Source organism: Pseudomonas sp. IT-P171 (genome assembly GCF_949767765.1).
Taxonomy (GTDB): domain Bacteria; phylum Pseudomonadota; class Gammaproteobacteria; order Pseudomonadales; family Pseudomonadaceae; genus Aquipseudomonas; species Aquipseudomonas fluorescens_B.
In genome coordinates, this window is the sequence record NZ_CATKQN010000044.1 from 63853 (window position 1) to 86576 (window position 22724).

Here is a 22724-nt window from a genome sequence, read left to right on the forward strand (position 1 = left end):
CCGGGCATGCCCGGCTCCCACAGGGAGTGTGCGAACCGTCCTTCTACAGACCACCCTCGGTCTGATCCAGCCGCTCACGCAAAAACTCGACCAACGCCTGCACCGGTCGCGAACTCTGGCGATGCTGCGGATACACCGCCGACAACGTCAGCGGCTCCGGGCGAAACTCATCCAGCACCGGCACCAGCCGTCCATCCTTCAATGCCGCCCCGACAATAAACGTCGGCAGGTAAGTCACCCCCATCCCGGCAATGGCCGCATCCTTGAGCAACTCCCCGTTATTGACGCGCATCCGCCCGGTGACATTGACCGCCAGCGGCTTGCCCTGCCCTTCAAAACGCCATTGCACCTGACGCCCGTGGCCGTACGGCAGGCAGTCATGCGCGTGCAAGTCTTCAGGTTTGAGCGGCGTACCACGCTCGGCCAGGTAAGCCGGGCTGGCGCAATACACCCGCTGGATGGACGCGATGCGTCGGGCGATCAGCGTCGAGTCTTCGAGGGTGCCGATGCGCAACGCCAGGTCGTAACCCTCGCCGAGCAAATCCACCGGGCGATCGCTCAAGTCCACTTCCACCGTGACATCGCGATAGCGCTGCAAGAACAACGGTAGCAGGCAGCCCAGATGCGCCAGCGCAAACGACAACGGCGCACTCACGCGAATGGTGCCGCGCGGTTCAGTGGTCTGGCCGGCGATGCCCTGCTCGACCTGTTCGACTTCGCCGAGCAGGCGCAACGCGGACTCGTAGTAACTCTGGCCCAGCGGCGTGACGTCCAGCCGTCGTGTGGAACGGTTAAGCAGCCTTACGCCGAGGCGCTCTTCCAGTTGCATCAAACGCCGGCTGACGAACTGCTTGGACAGTCCCAACTGATCGGCCGCAGCGGTGAAGCTGCCGGAGTCCATGACCTGGCAAAAAATACGCATATCTTCGAACGGGTTCATTGTCACACTCTGGTTGACAGTTAAACGCTTTATAGCTGCTTTTTCCCTTTTCGGCATCCCATTAATCTGTGTCCACGGTGTTGCTGAGGTCTGGATCCCGGCGCAGCAGCAACCCGAACCTTAGGTGACCAACCTCTAATCAATTAAAAAGGATTTCCTCATGAACCTCGTCAAAAAAGCCCTGACCGCGTCCCTCCTCGCCCTCTCCGTCGGCAACGCTTTTGCCGCTGGCAGCCCCGGCGTCGAACACAACACCCAAGCCTTCCTCGAAGCCCTCGCTGCCGGTGGTGGCAAGCCGCTCGAGCAACTGAGTCCGAAAGACGCCCGTGCGGTGCTCACCGGTGCGCAAAACTCGGTGAAGGTTGATCTGTCGGGTGTGGACGTCAGCGATCGTGCGATCAAGGTCGATGGTCAAACCATCAACCTGAAAATCGTACGGCCGGCCAAGGTCAAAGGTGAGTTGCCGGTGTTCATGTTCTTCCACGGTGGCGGTTGGGTGTTGGGCGATTACCCGACTCACCAGCGTCTGATCCACGACCTGGTGGTCGGCTCCGGCGCCGTTGCGGTGTATGTCGATTACACGCCGTCGCCGGAAGCGCACTACCCGACCGCGATCAACCAGGCCTATGCCGCGACCCGCTGGGTGGCTGAACATGGCAAGGACATCGGCGTCGATGGCAAGCGCCTCGCCGTAGCCGGCAACAGTGTCGGCGGCAACATGGCGGCAGTCGTGGCGTTGATGGCCAAGGAACAGAAAGCCCCGGCACTGCGCTTCCAGCTGTTGATGTGGCCGGTGACCAACGCACAGTTCGATACCGGCTCGTACCAGCAATTTGCCGAGGGCCACTTCCTGACCAAAGGCATGATGAACTGGTTCTGGGACAACTACACCACCGACCAGGCCGAGCGTGCACAGATCCATGCCTCACCGTTGCAGGCCAATGCCGAACAGCTCAAAGGCTTGCCGGCAGCGTTGGTGCAGACCGCCGAATTCGACGTGTTGCGTGACGAAGGCGAAGCCTATGCCCGCCACCTCGACGCAGCCGGGGTACCGGTCACGGCGGTGCGCTACAACGGGATGATTCACGACTTCGGTTTGCTCAATCCGCTGAGCCAGATTCCGGAAGTGAAAGCGGCTGTGCGTCAGGCAGCGCTGGAACTCAAGACGCATCTGAACTGAGTCCACAGCCTTCGCCACACAAAAATGTGTGGCGAAGCTGTTTTTGTGGCGAGGGAGCTTGCTCCCGCTTGAGTGCGCAGCACTCACAAAACTTGCATCGTTGCGAAGATTTTGGGGCCGCTTCGCCGCCCAGCGGGAGCAAGCTCCCTCGCCACAATTAGTTTGCCTGCGATCAACACCCTCATTCCCGCCGGAGTTGTCCCATGTCCCTTCTTCTCGGTCACCTGCTCTCCTGGAGCGTCCTGCTGCTGGTCATCGACGCCGTGCTCTGGCACCTCGCGCCGTTCAAGCATCGCGTCACACGGGTCGGTGTGCGCCTGGCCCTGTTCGTGATGTTCAGCGCGCTCATCATCAATGCCGGCGTCAGCCCCTTGCAGGCGCCGCTGTTTGCAGATGACCGCGTGGTGCAACTGGGTGCCACGGCACTGGGGATTCTCTGGTGGTTGTACGCCGCCCGGGTGCTCACCGAAGTCATCGGCCTGGTGCTGATGCGCCGCATCGGTCACAGCGGTCGCTTGCTGCAGGACGTCATCGGCGCACTGGTGTTTCTGATCGCCATCGTCGCCGCGGCCGGCTACGTGCTGGAACTGCCGGTGAAAGGTTTGCTGGCAACGTCCGGGGTGGTGGCAATCGTCGTCGGCCTGGCCTTGCAAAGCACCTTGAGCGACGTGTTTTCCGGGATCGTGCTCAACACCACCAAGCCGTATCAGGTGGATGACTGGATCATGATCGACGGCGTCGAGGGCAAAGTGCTCGACATCGACTGGCGCGCTACCCACATGCTGACCAGCGCCGGCAGTACGGCGGTGGTGCCGAACTCGGTGGCGGCCAAGGCGAAAATCGTCAACCTGAGCCGGCCGAACAACATGCATGGCGTGTCGATCAGCATTCAGGTGCCCAACCACATTCGCCCGCGTCGGGTCCTGGATGCACTGGATCGTACGCTTCAGGGCAGCAGCCAGTTGTTACTCAACCCGGCACCGAAAGCGGTGCTGAAAGAGGCCGGCGAAACCATGTCCGAATACGTGGCCAGCGGCTTCATCGCCGAGCTTGGCAAGAAAAGCGAAGTGCGTAATCAACTGTTCGACCTGGCCCATCGGCACCTCGAAGCAGCGGGCATTTCCCGTCAGCTCGACGGCGTGATCGAACCGACAACGCGCGCACGGGCGTTGCTGGATGAGGTGAAAGTTTTCCGTTCCTTGAGTGAAGAGGAACGCGATCAGATGGCGCAGTCGATGGTTGCGCAGCAGTACGCGGCCGGTCAGGTGGTGCTGGCGTTGGGTGAAGTGCCGGACAGTCTGATGGTCATTGCCACGGGTGTGGTCAGCGCCACCGTTCCCGACGGTACAGGGCAAACCGAAGCCGGTCGCATGGGGCCGAGCGAAGTGATGGGCGAACAGAGCATCCTTACCGATACGCCGTCACAGGCGACGTTCACCACGCTGACCTCGTGCATCATTTACCGGATCGACAAATCCCTGACCCGTAGCTGCATGGAACAACGGGTTGAAGTGGGTCGGGCGTTGAACAAGTTACAGGCGGTAAGGCAGCAGAACAGCCGGTTGGCGTTGCTGGCCAAACCGGTGCAAATCAAGAAAGGCGGATTCCTGAGCTGGCTGCAGAAACGCCAACAAGCCTGACTGTATCGAGGGGCCTTTTTGTGGCGAGGGAGCTTGCTCCCGCCGGGCTGCGAAGCGGCCCCTGTTTATGAGTGCTTCGCACTCAAGCGGGAGCAAGCTCCCTCGCCACAGAAGGGCTCATTGAGACAAAAAAAATACCCGCACATTGGCGGGTATTTTTCATGGCCGGTCGGCTTACTTCGAGGTGAGCACCGAATAGCTGTTCATCAGATTGCGGTAGTTTGGAATGCGCGGCGACAGCAGGTTCGCCAGGCCTTCCATGTCGTTGCGCCAGTCGCCCTGCAGCTCGCACGCCACCGAGAACCAGTTGACCAGTTGAGCACCGGCCGCCGCCATGCGCGCCCAGGCGGCCTGTTGCACGGTTTCGTTGAAGGTGCCCGAAGCGTCGGTCACCACGAACACTTCAAACCCTTCGGCCAGCGCCGACAGCGTCGGGAAGGTCACGCAAACGTCAGTCACCACACCGGCGATGATCAGTTGCTTGCGGCCAGTGGCTTTGACAGCCTTGACGAAATCTTCGTTGTCCCAGGCGTTGATCTGGCCTGGACGCGGGATGTACGGTGCGTCCGGGAACTGCTCTTTCAATTCCGGAACCATCGGGCCGTTCGGGCCGTTTTCGAAGCTGGTGGTGAGGATGGTCGGCAGTTTGAAGAACTTGGCCACGTCACCCAGGGCCAACACGTTGTTCTTGAATTCGTTCGGCGAGAAGTCCTGAACCAGCGAGATCAGACCGGTCTGATGGTCGACCAACAGGACAACCGCATCGTCTTTGTTCAGGCGTTTGTACGGAACGTTGCTCATGTGAAGCTCCTCGATGGATGGGTGTTACATCAGGCGCCGACACCGCTGCATCGGCGCTTTCTTGTGATCGTCAGAACGCAAAGCACGAGCAGCCAAAGGCGCCCCAGAAACCCGCGAAATCGCTGACCGGCGCATTCGACAAACGCGCCTTTTCATGGCTGTGGGCATGCACGCCGCACGGCCCGCTGCAATGGTGAACCTGCGCCTGCATCGGCGACGTCGGGCGCCAATGACCCGGCACCTTCACCACCGGTGACCAGTCCGGCAGCACCGGCACACTGGCCGGGCCGAGTTTTTCGAAATCACCGGCGGCGTACACCACCTTGCCGCCGACCACGGTCAACACCGATTCGATCCACTTGATCGCTTCTTCGTCGACACTGAAAAAATCTGCGCTCAGGGCCGCGACGTCAGCCAGTTGGCCGACCTTGATCATGCCTTTCTTGCCCTGCTCGGAAGAGAACCAGGCGCTGCCGTGGGTGAACAGTTCCAGCGCGGTTTGACGGGACAGTCCCTCGGCGTGCAGCTCCAGGCCACCGACGGTTCGACCGCTGACCATCCAGTACAACGAGGTCCAGGGGTTGTAACTGGACACTCGCGTCGCGTCGGTGCCGGCGCCGACCGGTACACCTTCGGCCAGCATGCGCTTGATCGGCGGCGTCGCTTCGGCCGCCTTGGCGCCGTAACGCTCGACAAAATATTCGCCCTGGAACGCCATGCGATCCTGAATCGCAATGCCGCCGCCCAACGCCCTCACCCGCTCGATATTCTGTGGAGTGATGGTTTCGGCGTGATCGAAAAACCATGGCAAGCCGTTGAACGGAATGTCGCGGTTGACCTTCTCGAACACGTCGAGCATGCGGCTGATGGATTCGTTGTACGTAGCGTGCAAACGGAACGGCCAACGCTGCTCGACCAAGTGGCGGACCACTGGCTCCAGTTCGTCTTCCATGGTTTGCGGCAGGTCCGGACGCGGCTCGAGGAAGTCCTCGAAATCCGCCGCCGAGAACACCAGCATTTCCCCGGCGCCGTTGTGCCGCAGGTAATCGTCGCCCTGGTGCAGGGTGACGCTGCTGGTCCAGTTCTTGAAGTCGGCCAGTTCTTCCTTGGGCTTCTGGGTGAACAGGTTGTAGGCAATGCGGATGGTCAGTTGCTGGTCCTTCGCCAACTGCTCGATCACCTGGTAATCGTCCGGATAATTCTGGAAACCACCGCCGGCGTCGATGGCGCTGGTCAGGCCGAGACGGTTGAGTTCGCGCATGAATTGCCGGGTCGAGTTGACCTGATATTCCAGCGGCAGCTTCGGCCCTTTGGCCAGGGTCGAGTACAAAATCATCGCGTTCGGTCGCGCGACCAGCATGCCGGTCGGCTCGCCGTTGCTGTCGCGCACGATCTCGCCACCCGGCGGGTTCGGCGTGTTGCGGGTATAGCCGGCCACGCGTAACGCGGCGCGGTTGAGCAAGGCGCGGTCATACAGATGCAGCACGAACACCGGCGTATCCGGCGCGGCCTGGTTGAGTTCTTCCAGGGTCGGCATGCGCTTTTCGGCGAACTGGAATTCGTTCCAGCCACCCACCACGCGTACCCATTGCGGCGTTGGCGTGCGGTCAGCCTGATCCTTGAGCATGCGCAAGGCGTCGGCCAGCGACGGCACGCCTTCCCAGCGCAGTTCGAGGTTGTAATTCAAACCACCACGGATCAGGTGCAGGTGCGAATCGTTGAGACCGGGAATGACGCAGCGGCCCTTGAGGTCGATGACCTGGGTGCCGGAACCGCGCAGGGCCATGGCTTCGGCGTCGGTACCGACCGCGACGAAGCGACCGTCGCTGATGGCCACGGCACTGGCGAGCGGGTTTTGACGGTCAACGGTATGAAATTGGCCATTGAATAGAATCAGATCGGCGTTCATCGCGTTTCCTTGGGCTGAGTGGAAGAGGACAGCCAAGGCGCGAACAACCGCGTCGCCATCGGCATGAACAGGTACACCACCGAGACGACGATGGTCAGCGTGATCAGGAACGTGGCGACCACGTAATTGGACAAAAATGCGTTGAGCCGCAGCAGCGGACCCCAGATCAGCGGCACCAGCAAGGTGTGCGGCAGAATCACCAACAACGTCACCACCGCCTGCTTCCAGCGCGGCGGCGGTGAACCGGCGTCAGCCTGCGGCGCGAACCAGAACTCGTTGACCGGATTGACCTCGGTCTGGTCGCCGTCCGCCAGCATCGGCGTGGCTTCGTTGACCAGTTGCAGCCGTTGCGGCGAATCGAGCCAGCGCTGCATCGCGTCGGTGGAGCAAAAGCGCAGCACGCAGGTGTACATGTCGAGACCGGCGTTCTTGCCGCGCATCACATCCACGCCCAAGTGCCCTTCCTGCTGCCCGGCAATGCTGACGATGTTGCGCAACCAGGCTTCGTACGGCACTTCAAAACCGGCCTTGACCCGGTGCTTGATGACCAGGGTCACGACTTCTTCGAAACGATTGGATTCAGGCATAACGCAAAGCTCCGGCAAATCGGACATTGAGCGCCAGCCGTCCCGGCCCGGCGATAAGAATGCTGGTGAACAGAATCAACAGCAGCCAGCCGAACTGCCCTTCATCGAGGCTCCATTGCGGGTGCACAACCAGCAACGCGACCCACAACACACACAGAATCGGCAGGCACGCCAGACGCACCAACACCCCGAAGATGATCAGCAGCGGACACAACACCTCGGCAAAAATCGCCATCATTAGCGTGACATTCGCGCCCAGGTGAAAAGGGTCTTCGATGACTTGCAGCTGAGCGCTGTAGTTAAGCAGCTTCGGCAGACCATGCACCCACAGCAAAAACAGACCACCGCTGACCCGCAAAAAAAACAGCCCGACGTCCTGGACCCGTTCATCCCATTGCGAAACGTTCATGGGTTACCTGCACAAATGAAAAACCAACGGCGTCAATGCGCCGGGAACTCGTTTGATAGTGCCGGTGTGGGGGCGGAGAAAATTGAATGTACGTGCTCTTTTTGAATGCCGTCGCTCATCCCCCCGCGAATGCGATGGGTCATTGAGCGTGATATTGACTGGCATACCGCCATCGCTGGCAGGCCAGCTCCCACAGGGATCGGGGGCATCAGCGGAAATCGGGTCGGCTGTCAGGCCGCCATCCCACGCAATGAATCAGCGCCCCCCACCCACCAAACCACGAGGCCGAGCGTTAGCTCGCCTTGCGCTCTTGATCTTGATCCACCCGCCCCTTCGGGAGGCTGAGTGGAGGTGTTCATCCGGGGAGTGGCGCGCAGCGCCGTTCGACGCAGTCGAACACGCTGCATGTAGGTCGTCGCGAAGCAGACCGGAGGGCAGTGTCCCCGGATGAATACCGGAGCGAAGGAACGCCGAGCCTCAGCGAGGGGCCGGACGCTCGGGGCGAGCCTTTTTTTGCTTACTTTTTTTTGGCGTTTGAAAAAAAAGTGAGTCGCCGTAAGGGCGAAACCGCCAGCCGCCGTTACCGCAGAAATGGATATGTACTCAATCAGCCAGAACCTGGTCGGCCCAAAGGCCGCCACGTTCAACCCGCAATCGGCAAAGGCCTGGACATGAACTCACTGATCCGAGACCGCAACCACCGCTCCGCCGGATCATTGTCATGCACCCCGCTCCAGGCCATCGACAACTGCGCCGCCTCAATCGGAAACGGCGGATCCTCGGCACGCAAGCCACACCCTTCAACCAACGCACACGCCGCATAATCCGGCACAGTGGCAACCATCTCGGTCCCGGCCAGCAACGCCCGCAACCCACTGAACTGCGGCACCCCCAACACCACCCGCCGACTCCGCCCGATCTTGGCCAGATCCAGATCGATATTGCCGCTCAAATCACCCGAGAACGACACCATCGCATGAGGCCGTTCGCAGTACTCGTCAAGCGTCAGCGTTCCCGGCCGTTTATCACCGCGCAGCACCTTGCACGGAATGTCCCGCAACTTCTTGCACTTGGCATTCGCCGGCAAATCCGTGGTGTAACTCACCCCCACAGAAATCTCCCCCGAGGCCAGCAACGCCGGCATCAGCAGATAGTTGGCGCGACGCACCACAACGACGATCCCCGGCGCCTCTTCCTGCAGTTGCCGCAACAACGGCGGAAACAAGCCAAACTCGGCATCGTCCGACAGACCAATGCGAAACACATCGCAACTTGTCGTCGGATCGAATTCCTTCGCCCGGCTGACCGCTCCGGAAATGACATCCATCGCCGGCTGCAACTCCTTGAGAATGGCCAGCGCCCGCCCGGTCGGCTCCATACCGCGACCGTTGCGCAGCAACAACGGATCGTCGAACAAATCCCGCAGCCGTCCCAACGCGGCACTCACCGCCGGTTGCCCCATGAACAGTTTTTCGGCGACGCGAGTCAGGTTCTTTTCGAACATCAACGCCTCGAAAATCACCAACAGGTTCATGTCGACGCGACGCAGATCGTTACGGTTCATAGGCACGGTTTCCTTGGGAGGGCATCGGACTTTACTCGATCAGCGGGACTTTCGCCGCTCGTTTGTAGGGGCCGTATTCGACCGGCACCCACTGGAAGTGCTTGCCCTCTGCCGCGATGTGACCGATACCCGGGAACGGCAAGTGCGCCGCCGTCACCCAGGTCTTGCTCGCAGCGGCATCGCTGAAAACTTTGGCGCGGCTTTTGATCGCCTGCTGACTGTTGACGTCAAATCCGATCGAGACTTCCGGGTGCGAGAACTGCACCGCAAGGTTATGCACCAGATCGCCCATGAACAGGATGCTCTGCCCCTGGGAAGTAAAACGGTACGTGGTACTGCCCGGTGTGTGTCCGGCTTCCAGCGTGGCTTCGACGCCCGGCACAGGCGACTGACCGGCATCGAACGTTTTAAAGCGACCTGCCGCGACGTACGGTGCCGTGGAATCCTGGGCGATTTTGAAATACGGTTTGGCACCCTCAGGGGCCTTGGCGAGGGCCTGGGGATCGAGCCAGTAATCGGCTTCTGCCTTCGCGGCGTAGACCGTGGCGTTGGCAAACACCGGCTTCTGCTGGCCGTCGACCAGTCCGCAGACATGGTCCAGGTGCAGGTGAGTCAACAGGATCGTGTCGACCTGCGAAGGCTCATAGCCGGCGGCTTTCATGTTGTCCGAGAGCATGCCCGCCGTCGCACCGATGCATTGGCCGGCGCCGGTATCCACCAGGATCAATTGCTTGCCGGTGTTGATCAGAAAGGCGTTGAACGCGGTCTGCACGCCCGGCGTTTCAATCGAGCGACGAGCCAGCAGCGCGCGAATCTGGCTTTGGGTCAAGCCCTTGAGCAGCTTGGGCGACAGGTCGTTGTAACCATCGAACAGTGCGGTCACCTCAAAATCGCCTACGGCCAATCGGAAGTAGCCGGGCACTTGCGAACCCACCTGTGCCGGTGCCTGAGCCGAGGAAACGCCGGACGCCAGCGCCATCGCGAGGCCCAACGCGCAAATCAGAGAATGTTTCATGCCTTCACCCTTGATCGAATCGCAAAAGCGGCCCTGCCCGGGTCCGCCACATGACATCAATCATGCACGGTCCCCGCGTCCTGAAAATTGCAGCAATGTGCTGAGTTGGCACGGTTGTCCTTAACGGCGCACAGACGAAATTAACAACGTTTAACTCGCCTGCCAGAGCGCTCGCGCCCAAGAATGACGCTCAACCGACACGGACATTTGTCATGGCTCATTCTCAGCAAAACGTCGCTCGCGCGACCGTCACTGAAACGCCAAGGAAGAACACGGGCGGCCTGACCCCGTGGCGCGAAAGCCTGGCCAAGCAACTGATCCTCGAACGTCTGGGGGAAACCATAGAAGTGACCGAGCTGGCCCGCGCCTGCGCGCTCTCGCGCAGCCATTTCTCCCGCGCCTTCAAGTGCAGCACCGGCCTCTCGCCCCAGGACTGGATTCGCCAGCAGCGCATCGCCCGCGCCAAGCAACTGATCCAGAGCACCGACCTCAGCCTGACCCAGATCAGCCTCGAATGCGGCTTCTGTGACCAGGCGCACTTCTGCCACATCTTCACCCGCAGCGAAGGTATCAATCCGTTTGCGTGGCGTTGCCGCGCTGTGCGCGGGCTCGACAGCAAAAGATCGCAGACTTCGCCAGCGGCTGCAGGTATGTGCATAACCCTGTAGCCGCCGCTCAAGCCTGCGATCCTGCTTTATTAAACCAACGGCACCAACCGTTCCAACGCCTCGGCCACGCCAAACCCGTACGCCGGATCAGCCTTGGTGCAATTGTCGATATGGCGCTGACGAATCGCCTGCGGCACGCCGTTCATGGCCCGCGCGGTGTTGTCGAACAGCAACTGTTTACGCACCGGGTCCAGCAAACGAAACAGATTGCCCGGCTGCTCGTAATGATCCTCCTCCAGCCGATGATCATAGTGTTGCGCAAAACCTTCCAGGGGCAGCGGTGGCTCGGCCAGTTCCGGCGAATCCTGCCACTCGCCGACGCTGTTCGGGAAATAGCTGGCGGTGCCACCCAGGTTGCCGTCCGTGCGCATGGCGCCGTCGCGATGGTAACTGTGGGCCGGGCAACGCGGGGCGTTAACCGGAATGTGGTTGAAGTTCACGCCCAGACGATAACGCTGGGCATCGCCGTAGGAAAACAGCCGCGCCTGGAGCATGCGGTCCGGCGAGAAGCTCACGCCCGGCACCACGTTGGCGGGCGAGAACGCCGCTTGCTCGATCTCGGCGAAGTGGTTTTCGGCGTTGCGATTGAGCTCCATGATGCCCACTTCAATCAGTGGAAACTCGCCGTGCGGCCAGACCTTGGTCAGGTCGAACGGGTTGTGCCGGTAGTTGATCGCCTGCTGTTCTTCCATCACCTGAATGCACAGTTTCCAGCGCGGAAAGTTGCCCTGCTCGATGACTTCGTACAAGTCACGCAGATTGCTTTCGCGATCCTTGCCGACCACGGCTTCTGCCTCGGCGTCCGAGAGGTTTTCGATACCCTGCTGGCAGACAAAATGAAACTTCACCCAAACGCGTTTGTTGTCGCGGTCGATCAGGCTGAAGGTATGACTGCCGAAGCCGTGCATGTGACGGAAGCTGGTAGGAATCCCGCGATCGCTCATCACGATGGTCACCTGGTGCAGCGCCTCGGGCAGCAGGGTCCAGAAATCCCAGTTGCTGGTGGCGTTACGCAGGCCGGTGCGCGGGTCGCGCTTGACCACGTGGTTGAGGTCGGAGAAACGCAGCGGGTCGCGGAAGAAAAATACCGGCGTGTTGTTGCCGACAATGTCCCAGTTGCCTTCGTCGGTATAGAACTTCACCGCGAAACCACGGATGTCGCGCTCGGCATCCGCCGCGCCACGCTCGCCGGCTACCGAGGAGAAGCGCACGAACAGCGGCGTTTCCTTGCCCACGGCGCTGAAAATACTGGCCTTGGTGTAGCGGCTGATGTCATGGGTGACGGTGAACGTGCCGTAGGCGCCCGCCCCCTTGGCGTGCATGCGTCGCTCGGGGATCAGTTCGCGGTCGAAGTGGGCGAGTTTTTCCAGCAACCAGATGTCTTGTAAAAGTGCCGGCCCTCGAGGGCCGGCGGTCTGGATATTGAGGTTGTCGACCACCGGCGCGCCGGTGGCGTTGGTCAGCTTTTTCATGGTCATGTACTCGAAGAATTCAGCTCATCAGGAGCAAAAACGGCGCGGATCTACGCCCGCGCCGGTATGCATCAACCCTTGAGGAACGCCAGCAGATCGGCGTTGAGCTGATCCTTGTGAGTGTCAGTCAAGCCATGGGGCGCGCCCGGGTAGACCTTGAGCGTAGAACCTTTCACCAGTTTCGCCGAAGCAATCCCCGCAGCTTCAATCGGCACCACCTGGTCCGCATCGCCATGCACCACCAGGGTCGGCACGTCGAACTTCTTCAGGTCTTCGGTGAAGTCGGTTTCGGAGAACGCCTTGATGCAGTCATAAGCGTTCTTGTGGCCGGAGGTCATGCCTTGCATCCAGAACCAGTCGATCATGCCTTGCGAGGGTTTGGCGTCCGGCTTGTTGAAGCCGAAGAACGGACCGCTGGCGAGGTCGATGTAGAGTTGCGAACGATCGGCCAGGGAGGCCTGACGAATGCCGTCAAACACTTCAATCGGCAAACCGCCGGTGTTGGCTTCGGTCTTGAGCATCAGTGGCGGCACCGAGGAAATCAGCCCGGCCTTGGCCACCCGGCCAGTACCATGGCGACCAATGTAACGCGCCACTTCGCCGCCGCCGGTGGAGAAGCCGAACAGCACGGCGTCTTTCAGGTCCAGCAACTCGATCAGTTGCGCCAGGTCATCGGCGTAGGTGTCCATGTCGTTGCCGGTCCACGGCTGACTGGAACGGCCGTGACCACGGCGGTCGTGGGCGATCACACGGTAGCCTTGGGAGGCGAGGAAGATCATCTGCGATTCCCAGCTGTCGGCGTTCAATGGCCAGCCGTGGCTGAAGACGATGGGTTGACCGGTGCCCCAGTCCTTGTAGTAGATCTCGGTTCCGTCTCGGGTCGTGAACGTACTCATGCGATGTCTCCTTAGTGAGTGTCGGGGTGAATCAAACCGGTGAGTGGCTCATGCGATCGGCCAGCCGCGCCACGCGCTCGCCCAGGTGCGCGGCAGTGCAACGGTCTTCGGCGGGCGGTGCGAATTCGGGGGACTGTTCGACATTCGATTGCGCCATGGCGCCCAGCGAGCTGCCGAGGCGGTTGAGTTGCCCGTCGAACACGCCGACGCCGGAGCGCGCGGGCAGCAGGTCGAGACCGACCCAGATCATCGAATGCTGGGCGGCGAAAACCGCCATCTGCAGCAAGGTATTGAGTTTGTCGCCGCACAGGCAGCCGGAATTGGTGAAACCGGCAGCCAGTTTGTCGCGCCAGGGTTGAGCCAGGTAGAACGCCGCCGTGGCTTCCATGAACCCCTTGAAGCGCGCCGAGGCGCTGCCCATGTAGGTCGGCGCGCCAAAGATGATCGCGTCGGCGTTGTGCAAACGGTCCCAATGCTGGTGCACGTCCTCGACCGGAATCAGCAGGCACGTGCTGCCCAGGTGCCGTTCCACACCTTGGGCCACGGCCTCGGCCATGACCCGGGTGTGCCCGTAGCCGCTGTGATAGACCACCACCACGTTGCTCATTCCGGCGTCCTCATGACGAATCATTCCCTTTGCAACAAGGCTCAGTACCAGCCAGCCAACGCCGCTCCCACAGGTTTTCACTGCAGCTGACCGGTGGATGTTGAAGAAGCAGAGTTTTGGGCGTAGACCAGACGCAGCACGAGTTAAACGTTGTTAATTTTCCCTGGCGCGCCAAAAGCCCCGACATCACCTTTGCGAGTACCGCGCCCAATAAATACGGAACTCACGAACAAAGACGGCAAACGGCCGGGCCAGATGCCCTCCGAAAACCATTGCACCGTGCATTGCACAGATCGACAAACCTGACGAATATGTTCGAGAACCGCATACCAGACGGTTGCAAGCAGGAGTGCCCCGTTGTCCCTTTCACCCGTACAGGCCATCCATTTCGGCCCCTACCGGATCTATCCCGGCCAACGCCTGGTGATGGAAGCCGAGCATCCCGTGCGTCTGGGCCGGCGTGCCATGGACATTCTGCTGATCCTTCTGGAGCACGCCGGGAATGTGGTCAGCAAACAGGAACTGATCGCCAGGGTCTGGCCCAAAAGCGTTGTCGAAGACATCAACCTTCGGGTGCACATGGCGGCATTGCGCAAGGCGCTGGGCGATGGTCAGGCCGGTCAGCGGTACATTGTCACCGTGGCCCAGCGTGGCTACAGCTTTGTCGCGCCGTATTCGCTGGGATACATCGAGCAACCCGCGGCGAGTCAGGCACCGGCGCCGAGCGTCCACAACCTGCCGGTGCGTCGAACCCGCATGATCGGGCGTCAGTCCCTCGTCGACAGTCTGGTGGGGCAGTTGTCACGCCAGCGATTCATCACCCTGGTCGGTCCCGGCGGGATCGGCAAGACCACCGTGGCCCTGCGCGTCGCCGAGCAACTGATCGGGCGTTATCAGGACGGCATTCGCTTGCTGGACCTGGCACCGATCAACGACCCGGCGATGATCACCGCGCATCTGGCGACCTTGCTCGAACTGCCCTTGCACGGCGCCGAACCGATGAGCGGCCTCGCGGCATTCCTGCGCGATCGGCAAATGTTGTTGGTGATCGATAACTGCGAACACCTGATCGACGCGGTCGCCTTGCTGAGTGAAAGCCTTCTGCGCGCCGCGCCCGAGGTGCATATTCTGGCCACGAGCCGCGAGAGCCTGCGGGCCGAAGGTGAATTCGTCCAGCGCCTTGGGTCACTTGACTGCCCCCCGCCCATCGCCGTGCTCGACCGCGCCCAGGCCCTGACGTTTTCCGCCTTGCAACTGTTTGTCGAGCGGGCGATGGCCAGCCACGACAGTTTCGAACTGACCGATGACGAATTGCCGCTGGCGATTGAAATCTGCCGGCGCCTGGACGGCATTCCACTGGCGATCGAACTGGCGGCCGCGCAAGTCAACAGCCTCGGATTGAGCGGATTGCTGACGCAACTGCAGGGCAGCTTTCGCCTGCTCACCCAAGGCTGTCAGACCACCTTGGGCCGGCATCAAACCCTGCGCGCCACGCTGGACTGGAGCTTCGAACTGCTCAGCCCCTGTGAGCAAGTCTGCCTGCGCCGACTGGGTGTGTTCAGGGGCGGTTTCACACTGGAGTCCGCTGCGGCAGTGATCGTCGGCGAACACATCGAACCCCGCGAGGTGTTTGGATCGATCACCCAACTGGTGGCCAAATCGCTGTTGAACGTTGAGGTCGGTGATGAAGAGGTGTTTTACCGTCTGCTCGACACGACCCGCAGTTATGCGCTGGAAAAACTCGACCAGGCCACCGACCTGCCCGACACCCGAAAACGTCACGCCGAACGCTGCCTGGCCTTGATGCATCAGGCCCAGCACGAATGGGAGGCGATCCAGACGTGCACGTGGATCGAGCGATATGCCCGCAGCCTGGAAGACATCCGTTCCGCCCTCGACTGGGGATTGAACGCGCAAGGGCCGCAAGCCCTGGCGATCCGCCTCGCTGCGACGTCAGCTCCGCTGTGGCAGGAATTGTCGCTGCTCAGGGAGCACGGCGTGTACGTGCGCAAGGCGCTGGCCTTGCTGGACGCCGCGCCCGAGCCTTGCCCTCGGCTGAAAATGGCCCTCAAGCTGGCCCTCGGCAGCTCGTGTTATCACACCCAGGGCGGCACGGCGGAGACCGTCGAGGCTTTCGTCAGCGCCAGGACTCTGGCGAGACAGTGCGACGACCTGGCCGGTCAACTGCGAGCCGTGTCCGGCCACATGGCGGTCAACCTCAGTTGCGCCCACTATCAAATGGCCCTCGAGCAGAGCCGGCAATTTGATCGGTTGGGCGTGCACGGCGATCCGGTGCTGTCCCTCAGCACCCACCGCTTGCGGGTATTGGCCCTGCATTTTGCCGGGGACCAGCCACAGGCGCGGCTGAATGCCGAACAGGTTCTCCAACGCATGACCCAGAGCGGGCATCTCAACCGCTTCACCCACGGTTTTGGTGTGCAATACGACCAGAGCGTCGCCTCACTGACGATTCTGGCGCGCATTCTCTGGTTGCAGGGTCAACCGGAACAAGCCTGGCGCACGGCCCGACAGGCACTGGACATTGCCCTGCAGATCAACCACGGCACCTCCATCTGCTACACCCTGGCGCTGGCCAGTTGCCTGATCGCTCACTACAACGGCGACACCCGCACCGCTCGCGAACTCTTGCGTCTGCTGCTGGAACAAGCGCAAAAACACTCGGTACTGCTGTTCTACACCTGGGCCCTGCACTACGCCCAGGTGATCGACCACGCCGAGGTGCGCTCGTCCCTCCTGCCGGGCGTGGGGCTGATCAAGGACATCATGGTCACGCTGGACACCGGCTTCGTCGATGACGCCTCCTTGCAACGGGCGGACACCGGCATGGCCGGCTGGAGCACGGCGGAAATCCTCCGCGCCAGGGCTGATGCACTGCTGGCGCAAGGTTGCCCGTTGAAAACCGAAGCAGCCGAAGCCGTGTTGATACGGGCCTTGAACGTGGCAAAACACCAGGGTGCCCTTGCCTGGGAATTGCGTAGCGCCACTTCACTGGCACAGCTTTGGCAGCAACAGGGCCGGCACCGGCAAGCCCATACGTTGCTGTTGCCGGTCTATAACCGGTTCACTGAGGGTTTTGCCACGCCAGACCTGACCAAGGTGCGCCGGTTACTCGATGAGTTGCAACGCCACCTGCCCGCTTGATGTCCAGCGCGTCCGGCTGATGTAGCGGGCGTAACGCATTTCCAAGGTCCGCAGCTCACCGCTGTGTTCAAGTTTTTCGAGGGCGTAGGCGCGCGTGGTGTTGAGAAAGCGGTATCGGCTCAATCCACCGCCCTGCTCCAGCGACAGCAGCGATTTGAGCGCCAGGCTTTCCACCACCTCAATCACACGTCCGGGCAACAGCGCCGTGCAACCGAGCACGCCAATCGCCGCGTCCAGTGTAAAGGCCATTTTGAACACCGCCAGACGCTTCAACACGGTTTGCTCCAGCGGACTCAGGTGTTCATAGCTCCAGTCCAGCGCGGCTTTAAGGGTTTGATGGCGGGGCACGGCGGTGCGCCGGCCGTGGCTCAGAAGCTGAAAACAATTGTCGAGTTGGGCTTGCACGCCCACCAGCGCCAACGCGTCGATTTGTGCGGCCGCCAACTCGATGGCCAACGGTATTCCATCGAGGCGGCGACAGATTTCGCGCACAGCCTTGAGGTCCTGTTCGCGCAGGGCAAACCCTTGCTGACGGGCACGGGCGCGACTGACGAACAGTTGCACCGCCGAATAGCCCATGGCCTCCGCCACACTGTGCAATGCCGACGCCGGCGGCACCGCCAGTGGCGGCAAACGCTGGACCGATTCTCCCTGCGCGTTGAGCGGCTCTCGACTGGTAACCAGGATCGACAGACGCGGTGCGGACTTCAGCAGGTCCTCGACCAGCGTGCGGCAGCGTTCGAGCAGATGCTCGCAATTGTCCAGCACCAGCAAAGCATGGCGCTGCTTTAACGTATCGAGTGTCGTCCCGACCTCCAGTTCAAGCGCCCGGGTCAGCTGATCGACCACCTGCGCCGGATCATCGATTGCCGCGAAATCGACCAGCCAGACGCCGTCCTGATAGTGCTGCAAAAGCAGTTCGGCCACACGCAACGCCACGGTGGTCTTGCCGATGCCAGCGGGCCCCACCAGGGTCATGAAGCGTCGAACCGGCAATTGCCGGACCAGGCTGCCGACGATCGAATCGCGACCGGTGACCGGTGTGAGCCGCGCGTGCAGGTTGTGTTGAAGTTTTTGAGCCGTCTCGATCGACACCAGAGAACACGCCGGCACACGTTGCACCGCCGCAATGAAGCTGTAGCCCCGTTGGGGAATGTTGACGATATAGCGCTGCCCGTTCTGCCCGTCGCCCAAGGCGCGACGCAGCGCTGCGATGTGCACACGCAGGTTGATGTCCTCGACCACCGAAGTCGGCCAGACGAGCGCGATCAATTCGTCCTTGCTGACGACAGTACCTGCACGCTGGACCAGCACCTGCAGGATATCCAGGGCCCGCCCGCCCATGCGCAGCGGACGGGCACCGTCCAGGATCAATCGTTGCCGCAGGTGGAGTGCGTAGGGGCCGAATTGCAGCACTGCATCGCTGTTCAAATTTGTCATGCTGTTCATGCACGTTCACGTGCGCAAACCCGGGGCGGCTAAAAGGACTGCACATTCATCGCGCGCCAGGCTCACGCACCTCCATTGCAAAGAGTTCAGCAGTATCTTGGCAGGCATCGGTGAAGGTACAACTGCGAAGATGGGAGCATCACGGCCATCACAGTGCGCAAGACGGACAAGAAGGCTCTAGCTCGACTGTTCCCGGTACAGGGTCGGCGTCAATCCAAGTTTTTCACTGAACAGGAACCGCATGTGCCGAACACTGCCGAAGCCACTTTTGAACGCCACGGTCTTGAGCGGCAAGTCAGTGGTTTCCAGGAGATTCCTGGCGCAGTCGATGCGCGCGCTTTGCAGGAATTCCATCGGGGTCATGTTCACTTCCCGGGCGAACACCCTGGCGAAATGACGGGGACTCATGGTGGCCAGGCCCGCCATGCGTTCAATGCTGAATGCCTCATCCAGATGCTCAAGCACATAATTCTGCACGCGGGTCACTGGCGTTTCATGGGGCGCGATGGTGGCCATCAACGGACTGAATTGCGCCTGGCCGCCCTGGCGCTTCATCACCACCAGCAACACCTTGGCCACGTCCTGGGCGACTTTCTTGCCGTGGTCTTCGGCGACGACTGACAACGCGAGGTCGATGCCGGCCGTAACGCCGCCGGAGGTGATGAGGTTGCGGTCCTGCACGTAAATCCGGTCGGTCTCCACTGTCGCCTTCGGGAAGCCCTTGATCAGCCGTTCTGTGTAATGCCAATGGGTGGTGACGCGGTAACCGTCGAGCAAGCCGGCGTGCCCGAGCACGAAGGCGCCGGTGCAAATCGAGCCATAGCAGCCTGCGCGGCTGACGGCGTTTTGCAACCAGTGGAGTAACGGCGGGTGCTTTTCGTTGTAGGCACCGGGACCGCCAGGCACCAGCAAGAGATCGTAGGCCTGATCCGCCTGATCAATGTGCATGTCGGGGTGAACGTTGACGCCGTTGGACGCACGCAATGCCCCGTGTTCGGTGCCAATGGTCATCAGCTCATAACGCTGTGCCGGCTCCAGGTAGCGATTGGCGATGGAAAACACCTCCATCGGCCCGGCCATGTCGAGCAGGAGAAAGTCGGGAAACAGCACCATTGCTACGGTTTTCATGGGTTACATCACTGAAGTCAAAAAAGGATTACCGGCTGAACACCCACCCCGCAGGAACCGGCTTGCTGGCTCCTGCACGTTATGCGCTCGGCATTAAGGCAGTGATATCCATTATGGCCAATGGAACAGGAACAGCCTACCCATTATTGTCAACCTGAACGAGACAGTATTTCAATTTTCATCTACTTATTGCACAAACCGATAAACATTAACCTTCTCCTCACTCGGACGAATCAACGTCCCAACAGGAGATTTCATCATGCTGACCCTTCGCAAAGCTTCCGATCGCGGCGCGGCCAATCACGGTTGGTTGAAGTCGTTCCACACCTTTTCCTTCGCCAACTACCGCAACCCGAAAGAGCAGGGTTTTTCCGACCTGCTGGTGATCAACGATGACCGCGTCGCCGCCGGCAAAGGCTTCGGCCAGCACCCGCATCGCGACATGGAGATCTTCTCCTATGTGCTCGAAGGTGCCCTTGAACACAAGGACACCCTGGGTACCGGTTCGGTGATCCGCCCCGGTGACGTGCAATTGATGAGCGCCGGCAGCGGCGTGGCGCATAGCGAGTACAACCACTCGGCCACCCGTGGCGTGCACTTCCTGCAAATCTGGATTGTGCCGGACGTCAGCGGCGCCAAACCGCGCTATCAGCAAGAGCATTTCAGCACGCAGAAAAAACGCGGCCGCCTGCAACTGATCATCTCCCCCGAGGGGAAAAACGGTTCGCTGCAGGTGCGCCAGGATGCACGGGTGTATGCCGGGCTGATCGACGGCAAGGAATCCGCCACCCTGGAACTGGCCGCCAATCGGTACGCCTATGTACATGTGGCTCGTGGCAGTGTCGAACTCAACGGCATGGTATTGCAGGAAGGCGATGGCGTACGGGTTCGGGATGAACAATTGCTGAGCTTGAGCAATGGCGTCGATGCCGAAGTGTTGGTGTTCGACCTGCGTCCTCAGGAATTGCCGGAAATGCCATAACCCTGGGATCACAGCCTCGCTCCGCTCGACAGCTCCTACATGTCAATCCCTGTAGGAGCTGTCGAGCGGAGCGAGGCTGCGATCTTTCAAGCTTTACTCACCCGTCCCCGAAAACACCGCCACAATCTCATCAATGACCACACGAACCCTGGCGGTATGCCGCAAATCCTCGTGGGTCACCAGCCACACGTCATACGGTACCGGTCGCGTGCGCTCTGGCCACAGCCGGACCAGCCCGTCCCTCTCCCCCATGTACACCGGAATTTCCCCCAGTCCGATTCCGGCGGCAATGGCTCGGCGCACCAGCAGGCCGGAACTCAAGCTCGACACGATGCGGCCGCGCCCCAGCGGTTCCGAAACCAGCGTCATGTCCTTGTGGCCCTGCAAATACGGCTGATACACCACCAGATCATGCCCCTCGAACGCGGAGCCCGGCGCCGGCACGCCGTGGGCGTCCACATAGTCTCTGGAAGCAAACAGTCCCACCGGCCAACGCGCAATGCGCCGGGCGATCAGGTCCGGGTTATCCGGTCGGGTGTTGCGCACGGCGATGTCGGCTTCGCGTTTCGACAGGCTGATAATTTGCGTCGAAGCGTCCAGTTGCACTCGCACGTCGGGGTGCTGCTCATGCAAGCGGGCAATGGCCGGGATCAGGAAGTCGATGGCCATGGAGTCCGTGGTGCTGACCCGAACGGTGCCCGTCAGTCGATCATCAAGCCCTTGAATCCGTCGTTCGAGCTCCAGTGCGGAATGCTCCATTTTTTCCACAGCTTTCAACGCCGCCTCGCCCACCGCCGTCAGCGCGTACCCCTCGGACGTGCGCAGAAACAGCGTCGCACTCAAGGACTTTTCCAGCGCCGTGATTCGCCGCCCGACGGTGGCCTGATCAACACCCAGCACCCGCGCTGCGCCGCGTAGCGTCGATTCCCGGCAAACCGCCAGAAAGACTCGCGCGTCATCCCAATTCATACGGACCTCCACTGATGCATATATGCATCACGATAGCGCAAACTCGCTGCGCTAATGAATCAGTAAACCTGGATAAGCTGGGCACCTGAAATAAACCTGCAGGACAGCCCCCATGCTCAGCACATCATCCACTCCGCGCAGCGCGATATGGCTGCCGATATTCGCCGGTCTTTGCGCCAGCCTGGTCAGCATCGGGCTGGCGCGGTTTGCCTACACGCCGTTGATTCCTTCGTTGATCCAGGCGCACTGGTTTTCCACCAGCGACGTGGTCTACCTCGGTGCCGCCAACCTGGTTGGCTACCTGATCGGCGCACTGATCGGCCATCCGCTGGCCCGCCGCACCTCCAACAAAACCGCGCTGCGCCTGATGATGCTGGCGGTGACGCTGTCGTTTTTCGCCTGTGGCTTTCCGCTGTCGGTGAGCTGGTTCTTCGGCTGGCGCCTGCTGTCGGGCATCGCCGGTGGCGCGATCATGGTACTGGTCGCCGCGACCGTGCTGCCGCATGTGCCGGTCACCCGCCGAGGATTGGCCAGCGGCGCGATTTTTCTGGGTATCGGTTTGGGCATTGCCGGATCGGGGACGATTGTTCCGCCGCTGCTGAGCCTGGGTTTGCAGAACACCTGGTTCGGTCTCGGTTTGATTGCGCTGGTGCTGACCGCCGCAAGCTGGTTCGGTTGGCCGTCAGCTGCGCATCCGGCAACTGTCATGCCGTCTGACGAAGAATTCAGTGCGCCGACCGATCCACGGGTTTATCTGTTGTTTGCCCAGTACGCATTCATGGCGGCCGGCCTCGTACCCGCCATGGTGTTTCTGGTGGATTATGTCGCTCGCGGGCTCGGTGCCGGGTCGCATGTGGGTGCGCTGATTTGGGTGATGTACGGTATCGGCGCGATTATCGGTCCGGTGAGCTACGGTTTCCTGGCCGACAAACTGGGCGCACGGTTGAGCATTCGCCTGGTGCTGGTGGTACAGGCGCTTGCCGTGGGTCTGCTGTCGATTTCCAGCTCATTCACCGCCCTGGCCTTGCTGGCAGTGATCCTCGGCTCGTTCCCGCCGGGCATCGTTCCGCTGGCACTGGCCCGCGTTCACGAACTGATCCCGCACCATCACCCGCAGCAAATTGCCTGGAGTCGCGCCACCGTGTCGTTTGCTACATTCCAGGCAATTGCCGGGTTTGCCTATTCAGCATTGTTCAACGCCAGCGGCGGGCATCACGGGTTGTTGTTCATCATCGCGGCGGGAGCCATTGTCGTGGCGCTGCTGCTGGAACCGGGCATGCGCCTGCTGAACCGCCACGATCGGCTGCAATCGGCATTGAACTGAGTCACTGCCACCTCGAAGTGGT

General features: G+C 61.1%; 19 protein-coding genes. 6 read left to right on the top strand and 13 right to left on the bottom strand.

What is annotated here, in order from left to right:
* Positions 1-43 precede the first annotated feature (43 nt).
* A complete protein-coding gene (locus ACM6I5_RS20200) occupies positions 44-940 on the bottom strand; it encodes a LysR family transcriptional regulator (protein ID WP_017337937.1) in 897 nt (298 codons plus the stop codon).
* Between the two features lie 160 nt (positions 941-1100).
* Between ACM6I5_RS20200 and ACM6I5_RS20205 the strand changes: the two genes are divergently transcribed.
* Positions 1101-2120 carry an alpha/beta hydrolase gene (locus ACM6I5_RS20205; protein WP_414884520.1) on the top strand — a complete coding sequence of 340 codons (1020 nt, stop codon included), beginning with the start codon at positions 1101-1103 and terminating at the stop codon, positions 2118-2120.
* Positions 2121-2323: 203 nt separating this feature from the next.
* A complete protein-coding gene (locus ACM6I5_RS20210) occupies positions 2324-3760 on the top strand; it encodes a mechanosensitive ion channel family protein (protein WP_017337935.1) in 1437 nt (478 codons plus the stop codon).
* A 174-nt stretch (positions 3761-3934) separates the two neighbouring features.
* Here the strand turns inward: ACM6I5_RS20210 and ycaC are convergent, their stop codons facing one another.
* The 6 genes from ycaC to ACM6I5_RS20240 form a co-directional block, all read right to left on the bottom strand.
* Entirely contained in the window at positions 3935-4561 is a 627-nt protein-coding gene (ycaC, locus tag ACM6I5_RS20215; protein WP_008032694.1) for an isochorismate family cysteine hydrolase YcaC, read from the bottom strand.
* 70 nt (positions 4562-4631) lie between these two features.
* The gene (locus ACM6I5_RS20220) at positions 4632-6470 is read right to left on the bottom strand and encodes an amidohydrolase (RefSeq protein ID WP_017337934.1); all 1839 of its coding nucleotides are present in this window, start codon (positions 6468-6470) and stop codon (positions 4632-4634) included.
* Complete coding sequence (locus ACM6I5_RS20225) at positions 6467-7057, bottom strand: antibiotic biosynthesis monooxygenase (RefSeq protein ID WP_414884521.1); 591 nt, start codon at positions 7055-7057, stop codon at positions 6467-6469. Before ACM6I5_RS20225 ends, ACM6I5_RS20220 begins: the two co-directional genes overlap by 4 nt.
* Complete coding sequence (locus ACM6I5_RS20230; RefSeq protein ID WP_017337932.1) at positions 7050-7466, bottom strand: DoxX family protein; 417 nt, start codon at positions 7464-7466, stop codon at positions 7050-7052. Before ACM6I5_RS20230 ends, ACM6I5_RS20225 begins: the two co-directional genes overlap by 8 nt.
* A 643-nt stretch (positions 7467-8109) precedes the next feature.
* Positions 8110-9030 carry a LysR family transcriptional regulator gene (locus tag ACM6I5_RS20235; RefSeq protein ID WP_017337931.1) on the bottom strand — a complete coding sequence of 307 codons (921 nt, stop codon included), beginning with the start codon at positions 9028-9030 and terminating at the stop codon, positions 8110-8112.
* Between the two features lie 31 nt (positions 9031-9061).
* Positions 9062-10045: an MBL fold metallo-hydrolase gene (locus ACM6I5_RS20240; RefSeq protein WP_017337930.1), complete on the bottom strand. Its 984-nt coding sequence runs from the start codon at positions 10043-10045 to the stop codon at positions 9062-9064.
* 212 nt (positions 10046-10257) lie between these two features.
* Here ACM6I5_RS20240 and ACM6I5_RS20245 point away from each other — a divergent pair, with 212 nt between their 5' ends.
* Complete coding sequence (locus ACM6I5_RS20245) at positions 10258-10713, top strand: helix-turn-helix domain-containing protein (RefSeq protein ID WP_017337929.1); 456 nt, start codon at positions 10258-10260, stop codon at positions 10711-10713.
* Positions 10714-10742: 29 nt separating this feature from the next.
* On the opposite strand, the gene ACM6I5_RS20250 is transcribed toward ACM6I5_RS20245, so the two are convergent.
* The 3 genes from ACM6I5_RS20250 to ACM6I5_RS20260 form a co-directional block, all read right to left on the bottom strand.
* Positions 10743-12185, bottom strand: a complete 1443-nt coding sequence (locus ACM6I5_RS20250; protein ID WP_144425245.1) for a catalase — start codon at positions 12183-12185, stop codon at positions 10743-10745.
* A gap of 71 nt (positions 12186-12256) precedes the next feature.
* Positions 12257-13081, bottom strand: a complete 825-nt coding sequence (locus ACM6I5_RS20255; RefSeq protein WP_414884522.1) for an alpha/beta fold hydrolase — start codon at positions 13079-13081, stop codon at positions 12257-12259.
* Between the two features lie 31 nt (positions 13082-13112).
* Positions 13113-13688: a flavodoxin family protein gene (locus tag ACM6I5_RS20260; RefSeq protein ID WP_017337926.1), complete on the bottom strand. Its 576-nt coding sequence runs from the start codon at positions 13686-13688 to the stop codon at positions 13113-13115.
* 357 nt (positions 13689-14045) lie between these two features.
* On the opposite strand from ACM6I5_RS20260, the gene ACM6I5_RS20265 reads away from it, so the two are divergent.
* Positions 14046-16850: an ATP-binding protein gene (locus ACM6I5_RS20265; RefSeq protein ID WP_414884523.1), complete on the top strand. Its 2805-nt coding sequence runs from the start codon at positions 14046-14048 to the stop codon at positions 16848-16850.
* Here the strand turns inward: ACM6I5_RS20265 and ACM6I5_RS20270 are convergent.
* Positions 16815-18299 carry an ATP-binding protein gene (locus ACM6I5_RS20270; RefSeq protein WP_017337924.1) on the bottom strand — a complete coding sequence of 495 codons (1485 nt, stop codon included), beginning with the start codon at positions 18297-18299 and terminating at the stop codon, positions 16815-16817. The genes ACM6I5_RS20265 and ACM6I5_RS20270 overlap by 36 nt on opposite strands.
* A gap of 177 nt (positions 18300-18476) precedes the next feature.
* Positions 18477-19427, bottom strand: coding sequence for a GlxA family transcriptional regulator (locus tag ACM6I5_RS20275; protein ID WP_414884524.1), 951 nt, complete (start codon positions 19425-19427; stop codon positions 18477-18479).
* Between the two features lie 259 nt (positions 19428-19686).
* On the opposite strand from ACM6I5_RS20275, the gene ACM6I5_RS20280 reads away from it, so the two are divergent.
* The gene (locus ACM6I5_RS20280) at positions 19687-20409 is read left to right on the top strand and encodes a pirin family protein (RefSeq protein WP_017337922.1); all 723 of its coding nucleotides are present in this window, start codon (positions 19687-19689) and stop codon (positions 20407-20409) included.
* Positions 20410-20502: 93 nt separating this feature from the next.
* On the opposite strand, the gene ACM6I5_RS20285 is transcribed toward ACM6I5_RS20280, so the two are convergent.
* Positions 20503-21378, bottom strand: coding sequence for a LysR family transcriptional regulator (locus tag ACM6I5_RS20285; RefSeq protein WP_414884525.1), 876 nt, complete (start codon positions 21376-21378; stop codon positions 20503-20505).
* 112 nt (positions 21379-21490) lie between these two features.
* On the opposite strand from ACM6I5_RS20285, the gene ACM6I5_RS20290 reads away from it, so the two are divergent.
* Positions 21491-22702: a YbfB/YjiJ family MFS transporter gene (locus ACM6I5_RS20290; protein ID WP_414884526.1), complete on the top strand. Its 1212-nt coding sequence runs from the start codon at positions 21491-21493 to the stop codon at positions 22700-22702.
* Positions 22703-22724: the final 22 nt, after the last annotated feature.

Bases quoted from the DNA above. Each gene is read 5' to 3' on its own strand.
- ACM6I5_RS20200 (WP_017337937.1), bottom strand. From the start codon at position 940: ATGAACCCGTTCGAAGATATGCGTATTTTTTGCCAGGTCATGGACTCC.
- ACM6I5_RS20275 (WP_414884524.1), bottom strand. From the start codon at position 19,427: ATGAAAACCGTAGCAATGGTGCTGTTTCCCGACTTTCTCCTGCTCGAC.
- ACM6I5_RS20220 (WP_017337934.1), bottom strand. From the start codon at position 6,470: ATGAACGCCGATCTGATTCTATTCAATGGCCAATTTCATACCGTTGAC.
- ACM6I5_RS20235 (WP_017337931.1), bottom strand. From the start codon at position 9,030: ATGAACCGTAACGATCTGCGTCGCGTCGACATGAACCTGTTGGTGATT.
- ACM6I5_RS20290 (WP_414884526.1), top strand. From the start codon at position 21,491: ATGCTCAGCACATCATCCACTCCGCGCAGCGCGATATGGCTGCCGATA.
- ACM6I5_RS20225 (WP_414884521.1), bottom strand. From the start codon at position 7,057: ATGCCTGAATCCAATCGTTTCGAAGAAGTCGTGACCCTGGTCATCAAG.
- ACM6I5_RS20245 (WP_017337929.1), top strand. From the start codon at position 10,258: ATGGCTCATTCTCAGCAAAACGTCGCTCGCGCGACCGTCACTGAAACG.
- ACM6I5_RS20210 (WP_017337935.1), top strand. From the start codon at position 2,324: ATGTCCCTTCTTCTCGGTCACCTGCTCTCCTGGAGCGTCCTGCTGCTG.
- ACM6I5_RS20240 (WP_017337930.1), bottom strand. From the start codon at position 10,045: ATGAAACATTCTCTGATTTGCGCGTTGGGCCTCGCGATGGCGCTGGCG.
- ACM6I5_RS20250 (WP_144425245.1), bottom strand. From the start codon at position 12,185: ATGAAAAAGCTGACCAACGCCACCGGCGCGCCGGTGGTCGACAACCTC.
- ACM6I5_RS20255 (WP_414884522.1), bottom strand. From the start codon at position 13,081: ATGAGTACGTTCACGACCCGAGACGGAACCGAGATCTACTACAAGGAC.
- ycaC (WP_008032694.1), bottom strand. From the start codon at position 4,561: ATGAGCAACGTTCCGTACAAACGCCTGAACAAAGACGATGCGGTTGTC.
- ACM6I5_RS20260 (WP_017337926.1), bottom strand. From the start codon at position 13,688: ATGAGCAACGTGGTGGTGGTCTATCACAGCGGCTACGGGCACACCCGG.
- ACM6I5_RS20285 (WP_414884525.1), bottom strand. From the start codon at position 21,378: ATGAATTGGGATGACGCGCGAGTCTTTCTGGCGGTTTGCCGGGAATCG.
- ACM6I5_RS20205 (WP_414884520.1), top strand. From the start codon at position 1,101: ATGAACCTCGTCAAAAAAGCCCTGACCGCGTCCCTCCTCGCCCTCTCC.
- ACM6I5_RS20280 (WP_017337922.1), top strand. From the start codon at position 19,687: ATGCTGACCCTTCGCAAAGCTTCCGATCGCGGCGCGGCCAATCACGGT.
- ACM6I5_RS20230 (WP_017337932.1), bottom strand. From the start codon at position 7,466: ATGAACGTTTCGCAATGGGATGAACGGGTCCAGGACGTCGGGCTGTTT.
- ACM6I5_RS20270 (WP_017337924.1), bottom strand. From the start codon at position 18,299: ATGAACAGCATGACAAATTTGAACAGCGATGCAGTGCTGCAATTCGGC.